The sequence below is a fragment of the Microbacterium sp. GQ128 genome (assembly GCF_059758615.1).
This window is the reverse complement of record NZ_JCAXDY010000004.1, coordinates 371344-388394: the sequence shown is the minus strand read 5'-3', so window position 1 is coordinate 388394 and position 17051 is coordinate 371344. Positions and strand designations below refer to the sequence as shown.

Below are 17051 nucleotides of genomic sequence, written 5' to 3'. Positions count from 1 at the left end.
GGAGCGAGGGGTGCAGGGGTGTGCTCAGCGCCGCACGCGAGCGCGGGTCTTGGCGACGCTCGCGAGAGTCGCCCGTACGGGAGTGCCGAGGTAGAGACCGAGCGACGCACCCGACGCCAGCCCGATGCCGATCACCGCGGCGTCGATGAGCGATCCGCCGGCGACCAGCATCCCCGTGGAGGTTCCGGTGGCGTGCACCATCTCCAACAGGCCCTGGAACACCGCGACACCGGGAACGAGGGGGACGATCGCCGCGGTCGTGACCGCGACCGACGGAACGTGCAGGTTGCGCGCGATCAGCATCCCGAGGAAGCTCGCGAGCAGAGCTCCGACCGCGCTCGCCGCAGCCGGGTGCAGGTTCAGCGCCACCGAAGCCGAGTAGCCCGCAAGGGTCACCGCGCTGAGCAGAGCGCTCACCAGGATGATGCGGATGCCGGCGCCGTTGAACACCGCCACGGCGACCGCGATGATGATCGCGCCGACGAACTGGTTCAGGACCGGACCGAACGGCGCCGGGTCGTCTGGCAGGTCCATGGTGAAACCCAGGACGCTCCCGAGCTCGAGACCGACGAGGATGCCGATCACCACGCCGAGGGTCTGCATGGTGAGGTCGAGGATGCGCCCGCCGGCGGTGAGAGCGAAGCCGTCGATCGCATCCTGTGCTGCGCCGACCACGGTGAGCCCGGCGAGCATCAGCACGATGCCCGAGGCGACGATGATGGAGGGCCGGATGCCGACGAACGGCTCGATCCCCGCCGAACCCAGCGCCGACACCACCACCGCCACGACCGTGGTCACGAAACCTCCGGCGATCTGGCTGAAGAACAGCGGCACCCGCAGTCGCGCGAGACCCGCCTGGGTGAGTGCCGCGCACAGTGCGGCGACGAACGTGAGACCGACGATGATCGGGGAGGCGCCGAGCATGATGCTGACACCGACCGCGAGCAGGGCGCGCGCGACGATCACGACCGGCTGCTGGTAGCGGAACGGGACCCGCCGGATCGCCCGGAACGCCGTACGCGCGGATTCCAGGTCGAGCCCGTCGTCGATGTCGGCGACGAGCGCCTGCACCCGCTGCAGCTTGGCGTGATCGGGGGCGGTGACCCGCACGACGCGCACCAGGGTCTCGGGCCACACCTCGCCGCTCAGGTGGAACGACACGGTGATCGAGTTGTAGGTGACGTCGACCTGCACGCCCTTCATCCCGTACGCGTCGCACACGCGGGTGATCGCGAGGGTCACCTCATGGGCCGACGCGCCGACCGCGAACATCGACTCGCCGATGCGCGTCGCGAGGTCGAGGACCCGGGGGACGGTGCGTTCGTCAATGACGGGCAGCACCTCCGTGTGCGCGACCGTGGAGGGGTCGGTGTGCAGCAGGCGGCGCACGGAGGAGAGCAGCGGCCGGCGGGGTGTCGCGGACATATCGTCCATTCTCCCGGACGCGGACCGCCCGCCGCGGCCTCAGTCCTGCGCGAAGATCTCGGGGTGTGCGTCGATGAGCTCGGCCTGCTCCGTCCACGACAGGCCCACGATGCTCAGCACCACGCGGACGACGGTCGAGTCGGCATCGGTCGTGGTGAGCCGCAGTTCGCGCAGGGTCGCCCGCGCCGTCTCCTCGATGAGGAAGGCGAGCAGCTCGGCCGGCATGTCTCCGCGGAACGCCCCGGATTCCACTCCGGCCCTCGTCAGGTCGCGGATTCGTCGGCGCAGCGGTGCCAGGGCGAGCACGGTGTCGGTCAGATGCGCATCATCGAGGGCGATGTTGGCGGACGCGCGCACGGCCGAGGCCTCCCGCCACAGTCGCGTCGCCATGCGCGCGAGCGTGACCCGGGGATCGGATTCGTCGGTCGCCTCGGCGATCGCGTTGAACCGCTGCGCACCGACCGCGATCACCTCGCGCAGCAGGCTGTCGCGGTCGGCGAAGTGGCCGTAGACGGACCGCCGCGTGAGGCCGGCGGCCTGGGCGATCACGTCGAGCGATGCCGTCGGGTTGGTCGCGAGCACGGACTGCGCCGCGCGCAGCAGGGCCTCGCGGTTGGCGAGCGCATCGCGACGACGTCGGGGATTCGGTGCGGTCACTTCGGGGTCCTTTCGCGGAGACACAGGAATCACGACATCAACTTGGTCGACGCGAGCGCGTCGACGAGCTTGCGGTTGTACGTCATCAGGGGGCGCCGGAGGACGAGACCGAGGAGCAGCGCGGGGATGATGAACAGCGCGAGCGCGCCCAGCGACCACCAGAAGTCGCCCTGGTAGACGCCGGCGATCGCGGATCTCACCATGTTGACGGCGTAGGTCGCGGGCAGGAACGGGCTGATGCTCTGGAACCAGTCGGGGAGCAGCTGCAGCGGGTACGCGCCGCCCGACCCCGAGATCTGGATCACCAGGAGCAGCACTGAAAGCGCCTTGCCCGCGTTGCCGAACGCGACCACGGCCGTGTAGACGATGAGCGTGAACACGGTCGAGATCGCCCACCCGGCCAGGATCAGCAGGAGCGGATGCGCGGGCTCGACCTGCACGAAGAGGATCAGCCCGAGGGTCAGCAGCGTGCTCTGTGCGAGCCCGACCAGGCCGAAGATGCCGTAGCGGCCGAGGTACTTCTGCGTCGGAGTGAGCTCGGCGCGGTCGGGGAGCGTCTCGGCGTTCACATCGACGCGGATCGTCACGGTCATCAGCAGGGCACCCACCCAGAGGGCGAGGATCATGTACAGCGGAGCCATGGCCGCGCCGAAACCGGCCACCGGGAACACCGCAGTGCGGTCCACGCGCACGGGCTCGGCGAGGGAGGTGGCGAGCACGCCGGGGTCGGCGCCCATCAGCTCGCTGAGATCGCCGGTGTCGGCGGCCTTCGTCATCGCCTGCTGCACGGTGTCGAACCGGTCGGCCAACGTGTTCAGCGATGCCGACAGCTGAGTGGTGGCCTCCTGTGCGCGTGACAGCGTCGACTGCACGGAATCGGATGCTCCGGAGAGGCCGGACGTAATGCCGGAGAGGTCGGAGCGGATCGCCGACACGTCGGAGCCGATCTGCGTGAGGGTCGACGCGAGGGAGTTCAGCTGGGCTTTCAGCCCGTTGTCGTACGTGCTCCGTGCGTCCGTGATCGCCTTCTTCGCCGCGGCGATCGCGGCGGTGATCTCCTGGTGCGAGCTCTGCGCCGAGTCGTTGCCGGCCGCGATCTCGGTCGCCGCGGTCTGGAGGCGCTCCTGCAGCGCCTGCTGCCGGGCGATGGCCTCGTCGAGCCGGCTGATCACGGCGTCGAAGTCGGGCTGCGCGGATTCGGGAAGGTTCGGTCCGATTTCCGTCTCCAGGGTGTTCTTGACCGCGGAGTACTGATCGATCTGCTGCTGCACGCGCTCGGCGAGCGTGGTGATCGCCTGCACCTGGTTGCCGCTGAGCGAGTCGGCGCCGGCGTACAACTCGTCGATACGCTGGCCGACGGCGTCGTAGCTGCTCGACGTCGCCGCGAGTGCATCCGCCAGGGACTGCGACGCCGTCTGCAGGGTCGACTTCAGCGTGCCCGCCGCGTCCACCCCGCTGCCGAGCGCGCCGGAGGTGTCGGTGAACGCGTCACCGGCCGATCCGACCAGGCCCGAGGCGCTGTCGAGCAGCGGCCGACTCGCCTCCAGCAGAGCAGTGAAGGTGTCGGCCGTGTGCGCTCCGGACCGCAGTTGATCTCCCACGCTCCCGAGGCGCGCCTCGATGCGGGTGAGTGCGGCCTGCGTGTCCTCATCGGTGAGATAGTCCGACATCGACGAGACGAGGCCCAGAGCCACGTCGCCGAGCGTCTCGGCGAAGGTGCTGCTGATCGCGGACGAGACCCCTTCCGCACCCTGCCCGGTGATCTTCGGTGCCAGGGCGTTCTTCTTCTCGTTCGTGTAGAGCGCGATGTGCGTGCGGTCGCCGCCGTCGGCGTAGAACGTCAGCATGTCGGCGCTGAACGTCTCGGGCAGCACGATGGCGGCGTAGTACTCGCCCGACTTCGTCCCGTCGATCGCGTCGTGCTCATCGGTGATGACCCAGTCGAGCTGGTCGTTCCCGCGGAGCTGAGCGAGGACCTGCTCGCCGACGTTCACGCGGATCGGCACGAGGTCGCTCTCGTATCCGGCATCGGTGCTCGCGACCGCGATCTTCAGGTCCTTCGTGTTCGCGAACGGGTCCCAGCTGGCGATGACGTTGAACCAGGTGAACAGCGACGGGATGACGACGAGTCCGAACAGGACGATGCACGCCATGACGTTCTGGGTCGCGTGCCGCACGTCGCGGGCCGTCAGGTGCAGGATGTCCCTCATGCGCGGTCCTCCCCTTCTGCGGTCCGGTGTTCGTCGTTCGTGCGCTCGTCTTCTTCCGCGAGCTCTTCTTCGGTCTGCTGGGCGGTGGTCGGCGCGGTGTCCGGCTCGGCATCCTGCTCGGCGGCATCCGGCTCGGCGTCCGGTCCGATCCGGGGCTCCGCTTCCGCCTCCGACTGCGTGTCCGGTTCCGGCTCTGGCACCGGCTGCGTGTCCGGCTCCGGCTCGAACCACTCGGTGAGCAGGGCATCGGCCTCCGCGCCGGCGGCAGGCGCATCCGGGGCATCCGGGGCCTCCGCCGTCTCGGCCGTCTCGGCCGTCTCGGCCACGGTCGTGGCGACCGATGCGTACCCGACCGTGTCGAGTGACGCATCCGCGGAGGCGGGCATGACCGCGTCGCGGCCGGCGGGCCCGACGAGGGCGAGCTCACGCAGTTCGGCGTCGTCGAGAGCCGCGACCTCCGCGCCGTTCTCGAAGCTGTGCTTGATGTACTCGATGGCCACGAGGAATCCGATGACGAGCAGGATCCAGAGCGTCCACAGGCCCAACAGCAGCGCCTTCGATCCGGGGAGTGCCCAGGTGATGACCCCGAGCACGACGAGCCCGGCGACCCCCGTGAGCACCGTCGCCTTCAACAGGGTCGGGTAGCGGCGGGTGAACGGCTCGGCGCGTCGAGCGAGGTCTTCGCGGTACTCGCGGCGGTTCGAGAGCGCGCGGATCACGTCGGTGAGCCGGTACCCGCTGCCGACGACCTGTACCTTCTCGCCGATCAGGAGGTCGGTCGCGAGCACCTGCCGGTTGAAGAGCAGCGTGAAGTTCGCGAGCCGGCGGCGGAGCACGAGCCCGATGAGGAACGCCAGGGCGACGAACACGGCGAGGGCGCCCAGGTACCGCCAGTAGTGGCCGTCGTAGAACCCTCCGATCGTCTCGCGCATCGCGTCGATGCCGTACGAGAACGGGAGGAGCGGATAGATCGCCCGGAAGAATCCGGGCATCAGCTCGATCGGGTACAGCCCGGATGCTCCGGGGATCTGCATGATCACCAGCAGGATGCACAGGCCGCGGCCGACGTGGCCGAACGCGACGCAGAGGGCGTAGATGATGCTCACGTAGGCGAGGGCGATGAGCACACCGGTGCCGAGGAAGGCGGCGGCGCTGACGGTCTGCACGCCGATGATGAGGTTTCCGGTGCACACGATCAGCGCCTGGCCGACGGCGAGCGTCGCGAAGAGGAAGAAGCGGCCGAAGTAGGCCTCGCGCACGGTGACCCCCTCGACGCCCTCGGTGTCGACCTCGACGCGGAAGATCACCATGAGAACGAAGGCGCCGATCCACAGCGACAGGTTCGTGAAGAGCGCGGCCATCGCCGACCCGTAGGTGTCGACGGGGAACACCAGGTGCTCGTCGACCTCGACGGGGGAGGAGATGAACTGGGCGATCTGCTCGGGCTCCAGGTCGGTGAGCGTGCCCAGCAGACCCCATTCGGATGCGGCGTTGAGGGCGACGACGTCGGTGCGCGAGGTCTGCAGGCCCTGCTCGATGCCGGCGAGGTCGCCGTCGAAGCTCTCCAGTGCCGACGAGGTGGCCACGAGCTGAGAGTCCAACCCGCCCAGCAGCTGATCGGCTTCGGCGAGCACGCCCTTCTGTGCATCCAGCGCCGCCGAGAGCGATCCGACGCTCGACGACAGCTGCGACATGGCGCTGTTCAGCGAGGGGACGGTGCGGGTGAGGATGTCGCGCATCGCCGACGACGCATCCCTGGTGTCCTGCATCGCCTTGTCGACCGCGTCGGCCGTCGCCTGAACGGAGCCCACGGTGTCGGACGCGCTGGCCTTGAGGTCCTTCAGGTCGGCGAGCAGCTGCTGGTCGGTGGCGTTGCGCTGCTGCAGCGAGGCGATGACCTCGGTGAGCTGGTGCTTCGTCTCGTCGCTGAGGTCGGTGCCGTCCACGAGGGCCTGCAGACGCGCGGCGGCCGCTTCGTTCGCCTCGAGCACGTTCGAGACGTCGTCGATCCCGGCGTCGATGCGCACGCCCGCCTGCTCGAGGCTCTGGGTGAGACGGGTGATCGAGACGTTCGCCTTCGACGACGCATCGGCGAGCAGCGTGGTGCCCTGGAGGAACGCGGTGGTGGCGCTGTCGGTGAAGGCGATCACCTCCTTCTGCGTCTCGGCGATGATCGACTGCGTCTGGGCGAGCGACTTCTGCACGTCGCCGAGCGTCTTGTCGACGTCGCCGAGCGTGCTCCGTGCAGAGGCGAGCGTGCCGCGAGACGAGGTGAGCCCGTCCTGCGTCTCGGCGAGGTTCTCCCGCGCCGACGAGATGGTCTGCGCGGCCTGGTCGAACGCGTTGAGGGTGTTGTCCCTGGCGTTCAGCAGCCGCAGCTCGGTGGAGGCGCCGACGTCTTTGAGGGCGTTCGTCGCGGCGAGAGCCACCTGCTCCTTGAAGGCGGTGGTGACCTGCTTGTCGAGTTCGGATGCGCCGACGTCGGTGATCTTGGGCGCGATCGCCCCGGCCTTCTCATTGACGTAGTACTCCAGCGCCGGCTGGGTGAAGTCGCCGCTGGTGATGCTGAGCAGGTCTTCGCTGAACTGTGCGGGGATGACGATGGCGGCGTAGACGTCGCCCTTCTTCACGGCCTCCTGCGCCTCGTCCTCACCCATGAAGGTCCAGCCGAGCTGATCGTCGTCTTCGAGCTGCGCGGTCACCTGCTCGCCGATGTCGACATGACCGGTGAGGTCGGACGTGGCGCCCTCGTCGAGATCGACCACTGCGACGCGGATGTTCGCGGTGTTGGCGTAGGGGTCCCAGAAGGCGTTGATGTTGAACCACGCGTACAGGGCCGGGGTGATGAGCACCCCGATGATGATGATCCAGGCTTTGGGTACGCGGGAGAGTCTCTTGACGTCGCGCTTGTAGACCCGCCAGCTCTGTTTCACAGGACGAGTTTACACAATACGTGCACACGAGCGTGCAAGTTAGCTGAATGCTCCGGACGGGTGTGCGCGTCAGTTCAGGGTCGTGACCGTCAGCTCGTTGGTGGCGGTGTCGCACATCGTGAGCTGCCACACGGGCGAGCCGTCGTCCATCACCCGCGCCATCTCGACGATGAGCGGACTCGGGTACTCCTCGCCCGAGAGCTGGGCCACGCTGTAGGCGCTGCTGCCGTTCAGCTGCTGCTCCGCCTCGGTGAGCTCCGTCTCGCCGGTCGAGAGGACCTCGAGGGTGCGGACGTCGACCAGCGACTCCCGGCCGAAGCTCGGGTCGTCGACGCGCTCGCCGAACATGTCCTCACGGGTGTCGGCGCTGCGCAGCCGCCACGCGAAGTCGTCGTCGACCCACTCGAGGCGCAGGCCCACGATGGTGCCGCCGATCGCCTCGGACTCCCCGGGAAGCGACTCGAGGAAGTCGGACGGCCAGGAGACCTCTGCGGGCAGGCAGGTGCCGGGGAAGTCGTCGCCGACGGCCGTCGGCGCGCTGGGGACGCTCGCCGCGGAGCAGCCGGCGCAGGCCAGGATCCCGGCGAGTACGAGTGCGCTCGCGCGCAGCCTGGGGGGAGTGGGCATCGGTGCCTCCATGGTCGTCGACGGCTCCTGGGAGCCTAGCCCGCGTCGCGGCCCCTGCCCGGACCTCCGTCGCTCATCGCGGCGCGGTCGGCGAGGTCACCCCGATCAGTCCGCGCAGCTCGTCGGCGGTGACGTCGGCTCCGAACGCCGGGTTCCCGGGTTGGAGCACCGCTCCGGCCGACAGGGTGTCGATGATCACGGCGTCGAAGCCGAGCCGGTCGATCACCTCCGCGACGCGGGCGAGGTCGCCAGGTTCGTCACCCGCGACGGCGATGGCCTTGCGCCCGGCTGCTCCTGCCGGTCGGGACTCGTCTTCGAGGTCGTGATAGCCCATGTGGTTCAGGGCCTTCACGACCCGGGACTCCGGCAGGAACTCCTGCACGAGCTCGCTGGTGGAGGTGCGCGGATCGCTCAGATCGTCGCGGATCCCGTCGGTCTCCCACCAGTAGTTCATGGCGTCGAGCACCAACGTCCCGCGCAGCTGTTCGGCCGGGAGCGTCCGGTACTTGCCCAGCGGAAGGGCCAGGATGACGGCATCCGCATCGGCTGCCGCCTCTTCGGCCGTCACCGCGGTCGCGCCCGGCGCGAAGATGTCGATGGTGAGCGCGATCCGCTCCGGAGTGCCCGAGCCGGCGATGAGCACGCGGTATCCCGCGGCGAGGGCGAGGCGGGCGATCGTGGTGCCCACCTTGCCCGCGCCGAGGATGCCGATGGTCGTGATGGTGTCGTCCATGTCGTTCATGTCGTTTTCCCTCACGCGTGGACGGCCTTGCCGTCTTTCGTGATCCGGGCCACACCGGGGTCGCCGAATGCGCCTTCGCCCGGGTCGTCGGCGAGCAGCTCGCGCACGCGCGGGGCGACCTTCTCTCCGAAGAGGCGGATGCTGCGCTCGCGCACGTCCTTCGGCAGGTGCATGATGTCGTACTTCAGGTCGAACCGGGACAGGTGATTGCTCCGCACGGCGGCCGCAAGCTTGTGCGCGACGGTCTCGGGGGAGCCGACGTACAGCGCGCCGGTGTCGACCTCCTCCTCGTAGCGCTCGAGTGTGGGTGCGTAGAAGCCGCGCTCCTTGCTCATCTGCGTCACGACGGGTTCCCAGTGCTTCCAGTGCACGTTCTTCGCCTCATCGTCGGTGTCGGCGATGAGGCCGAGCGAGTGCTGCCCGATCGGCAGCTCCGCCCGCCCGAACTGCTCCAGTGCACGCAGGTACAGGCGCGCGTGGCCGGCGAAACGTTCGGGGCGTCCGCCGATGATCGCCATCATCAGAGGCAGTCCGTTCTCGGCGGCGCGGATGACGGAGTCGGGGCTGCCGCCGATCCCGATCCACGCCGGGATGCCGCCCTCCGGCATGCGCGGCTGCAGTCGCACGTTCTCGAGAGGGCTGCGGTAGGAGCCGTTCCAGGTGACCCGGTCTTCGCGCATCAGGCGCAGGAACAGGTCGAGCTTCTCCTCGAAGATCCGCTCGTACTCGGCGATGTCGTACCCGAAGAGCGGGAACGACTCGATCGCCGACGCCCGTCCGAGGATGAGCTGGGCGCGTCCGTTCGAGAGCCCGTCGACGGTCGCGAACTCCTGGTACAGACGCACCGGGTCCTGCGTCGAGAGCACCGTGACCGACGAGCCGAGCCCGATCGTCGACGTGGCCTGCGCAGCGGCGGCCAGCAGCACGGGGGTCGCGGAGTCCATGTGCCCCTCGCGGTAATGCTCGCCGACGCTGAACACGTCGAGGCCCACCGATTCGGCGAGCTGCGCCTCTTCGACGAGCAGCCGCAGCGTCTCGCCGTCCGACAGGATGCGACCGCCGTCCGTCGCCACCTCGCCGAAGGAGTTCAGCCCGAACTCGAGTTCCGTCATGTCCATCACGACCCTTCTCCACGGCACCGGTCCCTCCGGATTGACGTGTCAACTGCATGCAACCGTATGATTGACGTATCAATTCCCGGAAGGCGCCATGACCGAAGAACGACGTCGCCGCACGCCGACACCCGAGCAGCTGCGCATCTGGCGGGGCTTCGTCGAGACGAGCGAGATCCTCCGCTCTCGTCTGGCCGCGCAATTGCAGAGCGAGTCGGCGCTCTCCTCCGGCGATTACCAGGTGCTGCTCGCGCTGAGCGAGGCCGACGGACGCAGGGCGCGCTCGTCCGAGCTCGCGGCCCTCATCGACTGGGAGCGCAGTCGGCTGTCACACCACCTCGGGCGGATGGAGAAGCGCGGGCTGGTCCGACGCGTCCCGTGCGCCGACGGCGCGCACGGCGTCGACGTTCTCCTCACCGAGACCGGAGCCGAAGCGTTCCGGGCGGCGAACGTGCCGCACCTGCACGCCATCCGCTCCCTGTTCGTCGACGCGCTCACGCCCGAACAGCTCGCCCAGGTCGACGACATCACGGCCGCGCTGCGCAGGAACCTCGAAGGCTGATCGCGCCTCGCGGCCTCAGAGCAAGGTGTGGTCGGCGGCGACCCGGCGCCCGATCTCGGCCGACAGGATCACGCCGGGGTGGGCGATCGCCAGATGGAGGCCGGGCATCGCGGGCACCGGCCCGACCAGGGGTCGACCGCCCGCCGGGATCGGGCGGTCGGCGATGACGGCATGTTCGAGGCGGACGTCTTCGGCGTCGACGAAAGAGCTGCGGATCGCGGCGAGGGTGGCAACGGCGAGGTCTCTCGGATCGCCGGAGAAGCCCTCGGGAACGTCTTCTGCGGCGAGGAGGGTGGTGTCGTCCAGCTGGCGAACCTCGAGCTCAGGGGTGGAGAGGATGCCGCGCACGAGCGGGCGAGGCGTGGAGAAGCGCAGCAGGCAGCATGGCGACCCCACGACGTCGATGTCGACTCCGGCGGATGCGGCGATGCCCACGGAGGCGGTGCCGGCCGCGACGACGACGCTCTTCGCCTCGAGTTCGCCGCGGTCGGTGAGAACGCCTCGCACCCGGCCGCCATCGCTGAGCACCCGCAGTACGGTCATGCCGGTCCGCACCTCCGCGCCGTGCGCCTGCGCGCTCTGCAGCAGGGCGCGGGTGTAGGCGACGGGGTCGATGCCGACATCATCGGGGGCGTAGGCCACGACATCGGGTGCTTCGCGAAGGCCCGGCTCCCGCATCAACGCTTCGCGCGCCGTGAGCAGCTCCATCCGGTGTCCCGCGGCCTGATGGTCGGCGACGAAGGCCCGGGTCAGATCCTCGGATTCCTCCCAGGTGACCGCGCCGAAGGGACGGAGCCCGATGGGTGCGGTGAGTTCTGTGAGGACGCGATCGAACTCCGGCCGTGCACGCTGACGAACAGAACCGGCGTAGGTGTCGGCGGGGCTCTTGGCCATGCCGACCCAGGCGAACGACGCGGCCGTGACCCCCGCCCCCGGTGTCCCGCTGTCGAGCACGATCACGTCGTGTTCCGCGCGAGCCAGATGATGTGCGACCGAGGCGCCGATCACACCGGCGCCGATCACGACGATGGGGGCATTCGCAGCTGCGGGGACGTCAGACATCGACTCCAGCTTAGGGAGCGACCGGCCGCTCGTCGGTGCTCAGCACCGCCATGAGGATGGAGTCGGCCCATTCGCCGTCCCAGAACAGCGTGTCCCTCTGGCGACCCTCGTATCGGAAGCCCGCCTTCTCATAGGAGCGCTGCGCGCGGGGGTTGAACGAGTACACGTCGAGCTCGACCCGGTGTACCCCGATCCGATCGAACGCGTAATCGAGAACGGCGCGGGTGGCCTCGGTGCCGTAGCCACGGCCCGGGCGGCCGGCGGCGAGCATGACGCGGAAGTTGATCGACGCGTCGCCTTCGTTCAGCTCGTTGAGCACGATCTCGCCGACGTACTCCTCCGTCTCGCGGTCGATGATCGCCCAGTCCGCGCGATCGTCACGGGTCGCGAGCGACTCGAGGTGTCGCACGACCGCCTCGCGGGTGAAGGCCTGACGGGTGCCGGTGAGCCGGAGGGTCTCCTCATCGAACAGGCTGTCCCACACGTGGTCGAGATGCACGATGCCCAGGGGTTCGAGTCGAAGACGCGGGGTCGACAGGGTGGCGACGTCCGTGAGCGCAGAGACGTCGATCGCCGGTGCGTCCATGGCTACGCTCCGTCGAAGACCGGGCTCAGGAAGCGACGCTCGTAGCGGCGGATGCACTGCGTGCGGCGCGCGAAGTCGAACGCCTCGATGCATTCCGGGTCGGTCTTCGAGGCGGTGCGGTAGACCTCGTACTCGGCGAGCGAGGGGAAGGTGAAGAGCGCGAACGCCTCGTCGCTGTCTCCCTCGCTCGGCAGGAAGTAGCCGTGGTGCGTGCCGCCGTGCTTGGCCACGAGGCGGATCCAGGTGCGACCGTACTCGGTGAACTCTTCGAGCTTGTCGGGGTCGATCTCGTAGCGCAGGTGAACGGTGATCATGCCCCGATCCTGTCAGAGCACCGATGCCGCCTGGCGCGCCATGCCGACGGCGACATACTCCGCGGCCTCCGGCACCTCGACCGGCAGCTCGAAGACCAGCGGGGCGATCTCACGCACGGCCTGCGACTGGGCGCCCCCGCCCACGAGCAGCACACGTTCGAGCGGGATGCCGAGCTCGCGCAGCGCGTCGAGCCCGAAGCGCAGTCCGCCGAGCATGCCCTCGACCGCGGCTCTGGCGAGGTTCTCCCGGGTGGTGGAGGCGAGTGTCATGGCGGTCAGGCTCGCGGTGGCGTCGGGCAGGTTGGGGGAGCGCTCGCCCTCGAAGTACGGCACGAGTTCGAGTCCGCCGGCGCCCGGTTCGGCGGTCAGGGCGAGCGCGCTCAACCCGTCGTGGTCCACCCCGAGCAGGCGCGCGATCACGTCGAGCACGCGCGCGGCGTTGAGCGTGCAGACCAGCGGCAGGTAGCCGCCGTCGGCATCCGCGAAGCCCGCGACGATGCCGGTCGGCTCCGCCACCGGGCGATCCGTCACGGCGAAGATGGTGCCCGAGGTGCCGATCGAAACGACCACGTCGCCCGTCCGAGCACCGAGACCCAACGCGACCGCGGCGTTGTCTCCCGCGCCGGGGGCGACACGGAGCCCCGCGGCATCCGTCACGGACTCGCGCGGCCCGAGCACACGCGGCAGGATCGCGTCGTGGCCCAGTGCGGCGACCAGCAGCTCGCGGTCGTACTCACCGGTCGCCGGGTTCCAGTAGCCGGTGCCCGAGGCGTCCGACCGGTCGGTCACCAGCTCGTCGAGGTCGGGGCGCTCGGGGCCGAACCCGCGCAGCCGCCACGTCAGCCAGTCGTGCGGCAGGGCGACGGCCGCGACGTGAGCCGCGTTCTCGGGCTCGTGGTCGCGCAGCCAGCGCAGCTTCGTGATCGTGAACGAGGCGACCGGCACGAGGCCGGTGCGATCGGCGAGGGCAGCCGCCCCGAACTCGCCGATCAGGTCTTCCGCCGCCTGCGCGGACCGGGTGTCGTTCCACAGCAGGGCGTCGCGGATGACGCGACCCTCGGCGTCGAGGGCGACCAGGCCGTGCTGCTGCCCGCCGATCGCCCAGGATTCAACATGATCGAGGCCGCCGGCCTCCGCGATGGCCGCCTGAAGCGCGACCCACCACGCCTCGGGATCGACCGAGGTGCCATCGGGATGCGGGGCGCGGCCGGAGCGCACGACGGCACCCGTCTCGGAGTCGACGACGACCACCTTGCAGGACTGGGTCGAGGAGTCGACCCCGAGAACGAGTGCCATCGCCGGACTCAGCGGGCGCCGAGCAGGTGCTCGGTGGCGAGCTGCTGCAGGCGCACGAAGCCGAAGCCCTTGCCGCCGAGGTACGCGTTCGCGTCGAAGTCCTCGTAGGCCGACCGGTCGGCGAGGAAGTCGTCGTACGACTCGCCGTCGTTCAGCGTCGGGGTCGAGAGCTCGGCGACCTTCGCGGCGGCCAGGGCCTCCTGCACCTCGGGGTCGGCGCGGAAGGCCGCGGCGCGCTCCTTCAGCAGCAGGTATGTGCGCATGTTGGCCGCGGCGGAGGCCCAGACGCCGGCCTCGTCCTCGGTGCGCGAGGGCTTGTAGTCGAAGTGGCGCGGGCCGTCGTAGGCGGGAACGCCGCCGGGGCCGCCGTTCTCGAGCAGGTCGACGAGCGAGAACGCGTTGTGCAGGTCGCCGTGACCGAACACCAGGTCCTGGTCGTACTTGATGCCGCGCTGACCGTTGAGGTCGATGTGGAAGAGCTTGCCGTGGAACAGCGCCTGAGCGATGCCGGCCGTGAAGTTGAGCCCGGCCATCTGCTCGTGCCCGACCTCGGGGTTCACGCCCACGAGCTCGGGGCGCTCGAGCGAGTCGATGAACGCGATCGCGTGGCCGAGCGTCGGCAGCAGGATGTCGCCGCGGGGCTCGTTGGGCTTCGGCTCGATCGCGAAGCGGATGTCGTAGCCCTTGTCGGTCACGTAGTCGCCGAGCAGGTTCACGGCCTCGCGGTAGCGCTCCAGCGCCGCGCGCACATCCTTCGCGGAGTCGTACTCCGCGCCCTCGCGCCCGCCCCACATGACGAAGGTCTTGGCACCGAGCTCGGCGCCGAGGTCGAGCTGGCGGAACACCTTGCGCAGGGCGAAGCGGCGCACCTGGCGGTCGTTCGAGGTGAAGCCGCCGTCCTTGAAGACCGGGGCGCTGAAGAGGTTCGTGGTGACCATCGGCACGATCAGGCCGGTGTCGGCGAGCGCGCCCTTGAGGCGGTCGATCTGCGTCTGGCGCTCGGCATCCGTCGATCCGAACGCGAAGAGGTCGTCGTCGTGGAAGGTGAGGCCGTAGGCGCCGAGCTCGGCGAGCTTCTCGACCGCGTGCACGACGTCGAGTGCCGGACGGGTCGGGCCGCCGAACGGGTCGGTGCCGTTGTAGCCGACGGTCCAGAGCCCGAAGGAGAACTTGTCGTCGCGGGTGGGGTTGGGCATGATCGCTCCTCTGCGAATGCTGCGGGCGCACGGGATGCGCGGACGCAATAAGTTGTGCTTCACAACATAACCGATGACAGGCGGCATCCGCACCCCTAAAGTGGGAACGTGCCCCCTGAATCCGCTGCCCCGCGCTCCCGCGAAGCGAACCTGGCGTGGATCCTCTCGATCGTCCACCACGAAGGTCCCCGCTCTCGCTCGGCCCTGACCGAGGCGACGGGGCTCAACCGCTCGACCATCGCCGCGCTCGTGGCAGAGCTCGTCGGCGCCGGACTCGTCGACGAGCGGCCGCCGGAATCTTCGGCACGAGCCGGTCGCCCCTCTCCGGTGGTCGCGCCGTCCGCCGACGTCGTCGCGATCAGCGTGCACCCCGAGGTCGACGCGGTCGAGATCGCCGCCGTCGCCCTCGACCGCAGCATCCGCGTGCGCGAGCGCATCGTCAACACCGCCACACCGACCACGGCCGACGTCGCCGCCCTCGTCGCCGAGCGTGTCGACAACTGGCGGACGGATGCCCTCGCCGACTGCGCCGTGATCGGCATCGGCGTCGCGGTGCCGGGGCTCGTGCGCTCGGCCGACGGCGTGGTGCGCAACGCCCCGCACCTCGGCTGGATCGACGAGCCGCTGGCCGCGATGATCCAGGAGGCGACCGGCATCCGTACCGCCGTCGACAACGACGCGACCCTCGGCGCGCTCGCCGAGCACCTCTTCGGCGCCGGCCGCGGCATCGATGAGCTCGTGTACCTCAACGGCGGCGCCTCCGGCATCGGCGGCGGACTCGTGATCCATGGTCTGGCCGCCACCGGCGCGAGCGGCTACGCGGGAGAGTTCGGGCACAACCGGCCCGGCATCGACGGCGCCGACCGTCGCACCGACGACGGGGTGCTGGAAGACGAGGTGAATCGCCGGCATCTGCTCGACCTCCTCGGGCTCGACGACGCCGACGACGACGAGCTCGCCGCAGCTCTCGCCGCTGCCGAGGCGCCCGAGGTGCAGGCGGAACTCGTCCGGCAGGCGAAGATCCTCGGAAGCGCGCTGGCGAACGCGGTCAACGTGCTCAATCCGGCTCTCGTGATCCTCGGGGGCTTCCTGGCGCTGGTCGACGAGGGGGCGCACGACCGGCTGGTCGACGAGGTCTCGCGACTGGCGATGCCCGAGAGCGCCGCCGCTGTCGCGATCCGCGCCGCCGAACTCGGCTCCGATCGGCTGCTCGTCGGTGCGGCCGAGCTCGCGTTCCGTCCGCTGTGGGGAGCACCCGGACGTTCGACGCGTCCCGCTGAGCGCAGGGTCCACCGGCCGGAATACTCCCGGTCCCCCCGATGCGGCCGGACACTACGCTGAGTCTCGTGACGAACTCGCGCGACATGGTCCACATCCCCGGCGGCACGTTCCTGATGGGGTCCGACGACTTCTATCCCGATGAGCGGCCGGCGCACCAGCGCGAGGTCGCGTCGTTCTTCATCGATCGCTACCAGGTCACCAACGAGCAGTACGCCGAGTTCGTCGACGCGACCGGGTACGTCACGGTCGCCGAGCGTCCGCTCGATCCTGCGTCCTTCGCGGGTGCCGATCCCGCCGATCTCGTCCCGGGAGCGATGGTGTTCACCCCGACGTCGGGCCCTACGAACCTGGGTGACTGGCGCAACTGGTGGCGCTGGCAGCCGGGGGCGTTCTGGCGCCGTCCGTTGGGCCCCGACTCGTCGATCGACGATCGGCTGCAGCATCCGGTCGTCCACATCGCGTTCGAGGATGCCGTCGCCTACGCCGACTGGGTGGGGATGCGGCTGCCCACCGAGGCCGAACACGAGTACGCGGCGCGCGGGGGACTCGAGGGTGCGGCGTTCGCATGGGGCGACGAGGCCTACCCCGACGGGGTCGCGCAGGCGAACTCCTGGCTCGGCCGCTTCCCCTACGACAACCAGGGGGTGGGCGGCACGGCCCCCGTCGGCTCCTACCCGCCCAACGGCTACGGCCTCTACGACATGATCGCCAACGTCTGGGAGTGGACGACCGACTTCTACACGCCGCGTCACCTGCGGCTCTCGGACACCCCGGTCGATGCGGGCAAGCGGACGAACCTGCTCGCCGCAGCCAGCGCGCAGGACGGTTTCCCCGACATCCCCCGGCGCGTCCTCAAGGGCGGCTCGCACCTGTGCTCGCCGGACTACTGCCTGCGCTTCCGGCCCGCGGCGCGCTCGCCGCAGGCCGAAGACACCGGGATGTCGCACATCGGATTCCGCCTCACCCGCTCCGAGTGACCCGCCCCTGGGCCCAGGCCCGGGGGAGTGCTTGGCTACGACCGAGGGCACCCGCCCGTCTCACCGGTTGA

At 69.7% G+C, this 17051-nt stretch carries 15 protein-coding genes; 3 read left to right on the top strand and 12 right to left on the bottom strand.

Annotated elements, in window-relative coordinates; all coding sequences use genetic code 11:
* Positions 1-24 precede the first annotated feature (24 nt).
* From AC6CHX_RS15385 to AC6CHX_RS15355, 7 genes are all read right to left on the bottom strand, one after another.
* Positions 25-1425 carry a threonine/serine exporter family protein gene (locus tag AC6CHX_RS15385; protein WP_452326756.1) on the bottom strand — a complete coding sequence of 467 codons (1401 nt, stop codon included), beginning with the start codon at positions 1423-1425 and terminating at the stop codon, positions 25-27.
* Positions 1426-1464: 39 nt separating this feature from the next.
* Positions 1465-2082 carry a TetR/AcrR family transcriptional regulator gene (locus AC6CHX_RS15380; RefSeq protein ID WP_498273515.1) on the bottom strand — a complete coding sequence of 206 codons (618 nt, stop codon included), beginning with the start codon at positions 2080-2082 and terminating at the stop codon, positions 1465-1467.
* Positions 2083-2111: 29 nt separating this feature from the next.
* Entirely contained in the window at positions 2112-4292 is a 2181-nt protein-coding gene (locus AC6CHX_RS15375; RefSeq protein WP_498273514.1) for a YhgE/Pip domain-containing protein, read from the bottom strand.
* Positions 4289-7225 (bottom strand): YhgE/Pip family protein, encoded by a 2937-nt coding sequence (locus AC6CHX_RS15370; RefSeq protein ID WP_498273513.1) that lies wholly within the window; start codon positions 7223-7225, stop codon positions 4289-4291. Before AC6CHX_RS15370 ends, AC6CHX_RS15375 begins: the two co-directional genes overlap by 4 nt.
* 69 nt (positions 7226-7294) lie before the next feature.
* The gene (locus tag AC6CHX_RS15365) at positions 7295-7852 is read right to left on the bottom strand and encodes a hypothetical protein (RefSeq protein ID WP_498273512.1); all 558 of its coding nucleotides are present in this window, start codon (positions 7850-7852) and stop codon (positions 7295-7297) included.
* 73 nt (positions 7853-7925) lie between these two features.
* Positions 7926-8594: an NADPH-dependent F420 reductase gene (locus tag AC6CHX_RS15360; RefSeq protein WP_498273511.1), complete on the bottom strand. Its 669-nt coding sequence runs from the start codon at positions 8592-8594 to the stop codon at positions 7926-7928.
* 11 nt (positions 8595-8605) lie between these two features.
* Positions 8606-9712 carry an LLM class flavin-dependent oxidoreductase gene (locus tag AC6CHX_RS15355; protein WP_498273510.1) on the bottom strand — a complete coding sequence of 369 codons (1107 nt, stop codon included), beginning with the start codon at positions 9710-9712 and terminating at the stop codon, positions 8606-8608.
* 91 nt (positions 9713-9803) lie between these two features.
* Here AC6CHX_RS15355 and AC6CHX_RS15350 point away from each other — a divergent pair, with 91 nt between their 5' ends.
* Complete coding sequence (locus tag AC6CHX_RS15350) at positions 9804-10268, top strand: MarR family winged helix-turn-helix transcriptional regulator (protein ID WP_498273509.1); 465 nt, start codon at positions 9804-9806, stop codon at positions 10266-10268.
* A gap of 15 nt (positions 10269-10283) precedes the next feature.
* Here the strand turns inward: AC6CHX_RS15350 and AC6CHX_RS15345 are convergent, their stop codons facing one another.
* From AC6CHX_RS15345 to xylA, 5 genes are read right to left on the bottom strand one after another with little or no spacing between them, the layout of a single operon-like run.
* Positions 10284-11330 (bottom strand): NAD(P)/FAD-dependent oxidoreductase, encoded by a 1047-nt coding sequence (locus AC6CHX_RS15345; protein WP_498273508.1) that lies wholly within the window; start codon positions 11328-11330, stop codon positions 10284-10286.
* A 10-nt stretch (positions 11331-11340) separates the two neighbouring features.
* Positions 11341-11916 carry a GNAT family N-acetyltransferase gene (locus AC6CHX_RS15340; protein WP_498273507.1) on the bottom strand — a complete coding sequence of 192 codons (576 nt, stop codon included), beginning with the start codon at positions 11914-11916 and terminating at the stop codon, positions 11341-11343.
* A gap of 2 nt (positions 11917-11918) precedes the next feature.
* Positions 11919-12230 (bottom strand): NIPSNAP family protein, encoded by a 312-nt coding sequence (locus tag AC6CHX_RS15335; RefSeq protein ID WP_498273506.1) that lies wholly within the window; start codon positions 12228-12230, stop codon positions 11919-11921.
* A gap of 12 nt (positions 12231-12242) precedes the next feature.
* The gene (xylB, locus tag AC6CHX_RS15330; protein WP_498273505.1) at positions 12243-13526 is read right to left on the bottom strand and encodes a xylulokinase; all 1284 of its coding nucleotides are present in this window, start codon (positions 13524-13526) and stop codon (positions 12243-12245) included.
* Positions 13527-13534: 8 nt separating this feature from the next.
* Positions 13535-14722, bottom strand: a complete 1188-nt coding sequence (xylA, locus tag AC6CHX_RS15325) for a xylose isomerase (RefSeq protein WP_091028667.1) — start codon at positions 14720-14722, stop codon at positions 13535-13537.
* Between the two features lie 108 nt (positions 14723-14830).
* Here xylA and AC6CHX_RS15320 point away from each other — a divergent pair, with 108 nt between their 5' ends.
* Together AC6CHX_RS15320 and AC6CHX_RS15315 are read left to right on the top strand one after the other, a co-directional pair.
* Positions 14831-16063 carry an ROK family transcriptional regulator gene (locus tag AC6CHX_RS15320; protein ID WP_498273504.1) on the top strand — a complete coding sequence of 411 codons (1233 nt, stop codon included), beginning with the start codon at positions 14831-14833 and terminating at the stop codon, positions 16061-16063.
* A 23-nt stretch (positions 16064-16086) separates the two neighbouring features.
* Positions 16087-16980, top strand: a complete 894-nt coding sequence (locus AC6CHX_RS15315; RefSeq protein WP_498273597.1) for a formylglycine-generating enzyme family protein — start codon at positions 16087-16089, stop codon at positions 16978-16980.
* The last annotated feature ends 71 nt before the right edge of the window (positions 16981-17051 follow it).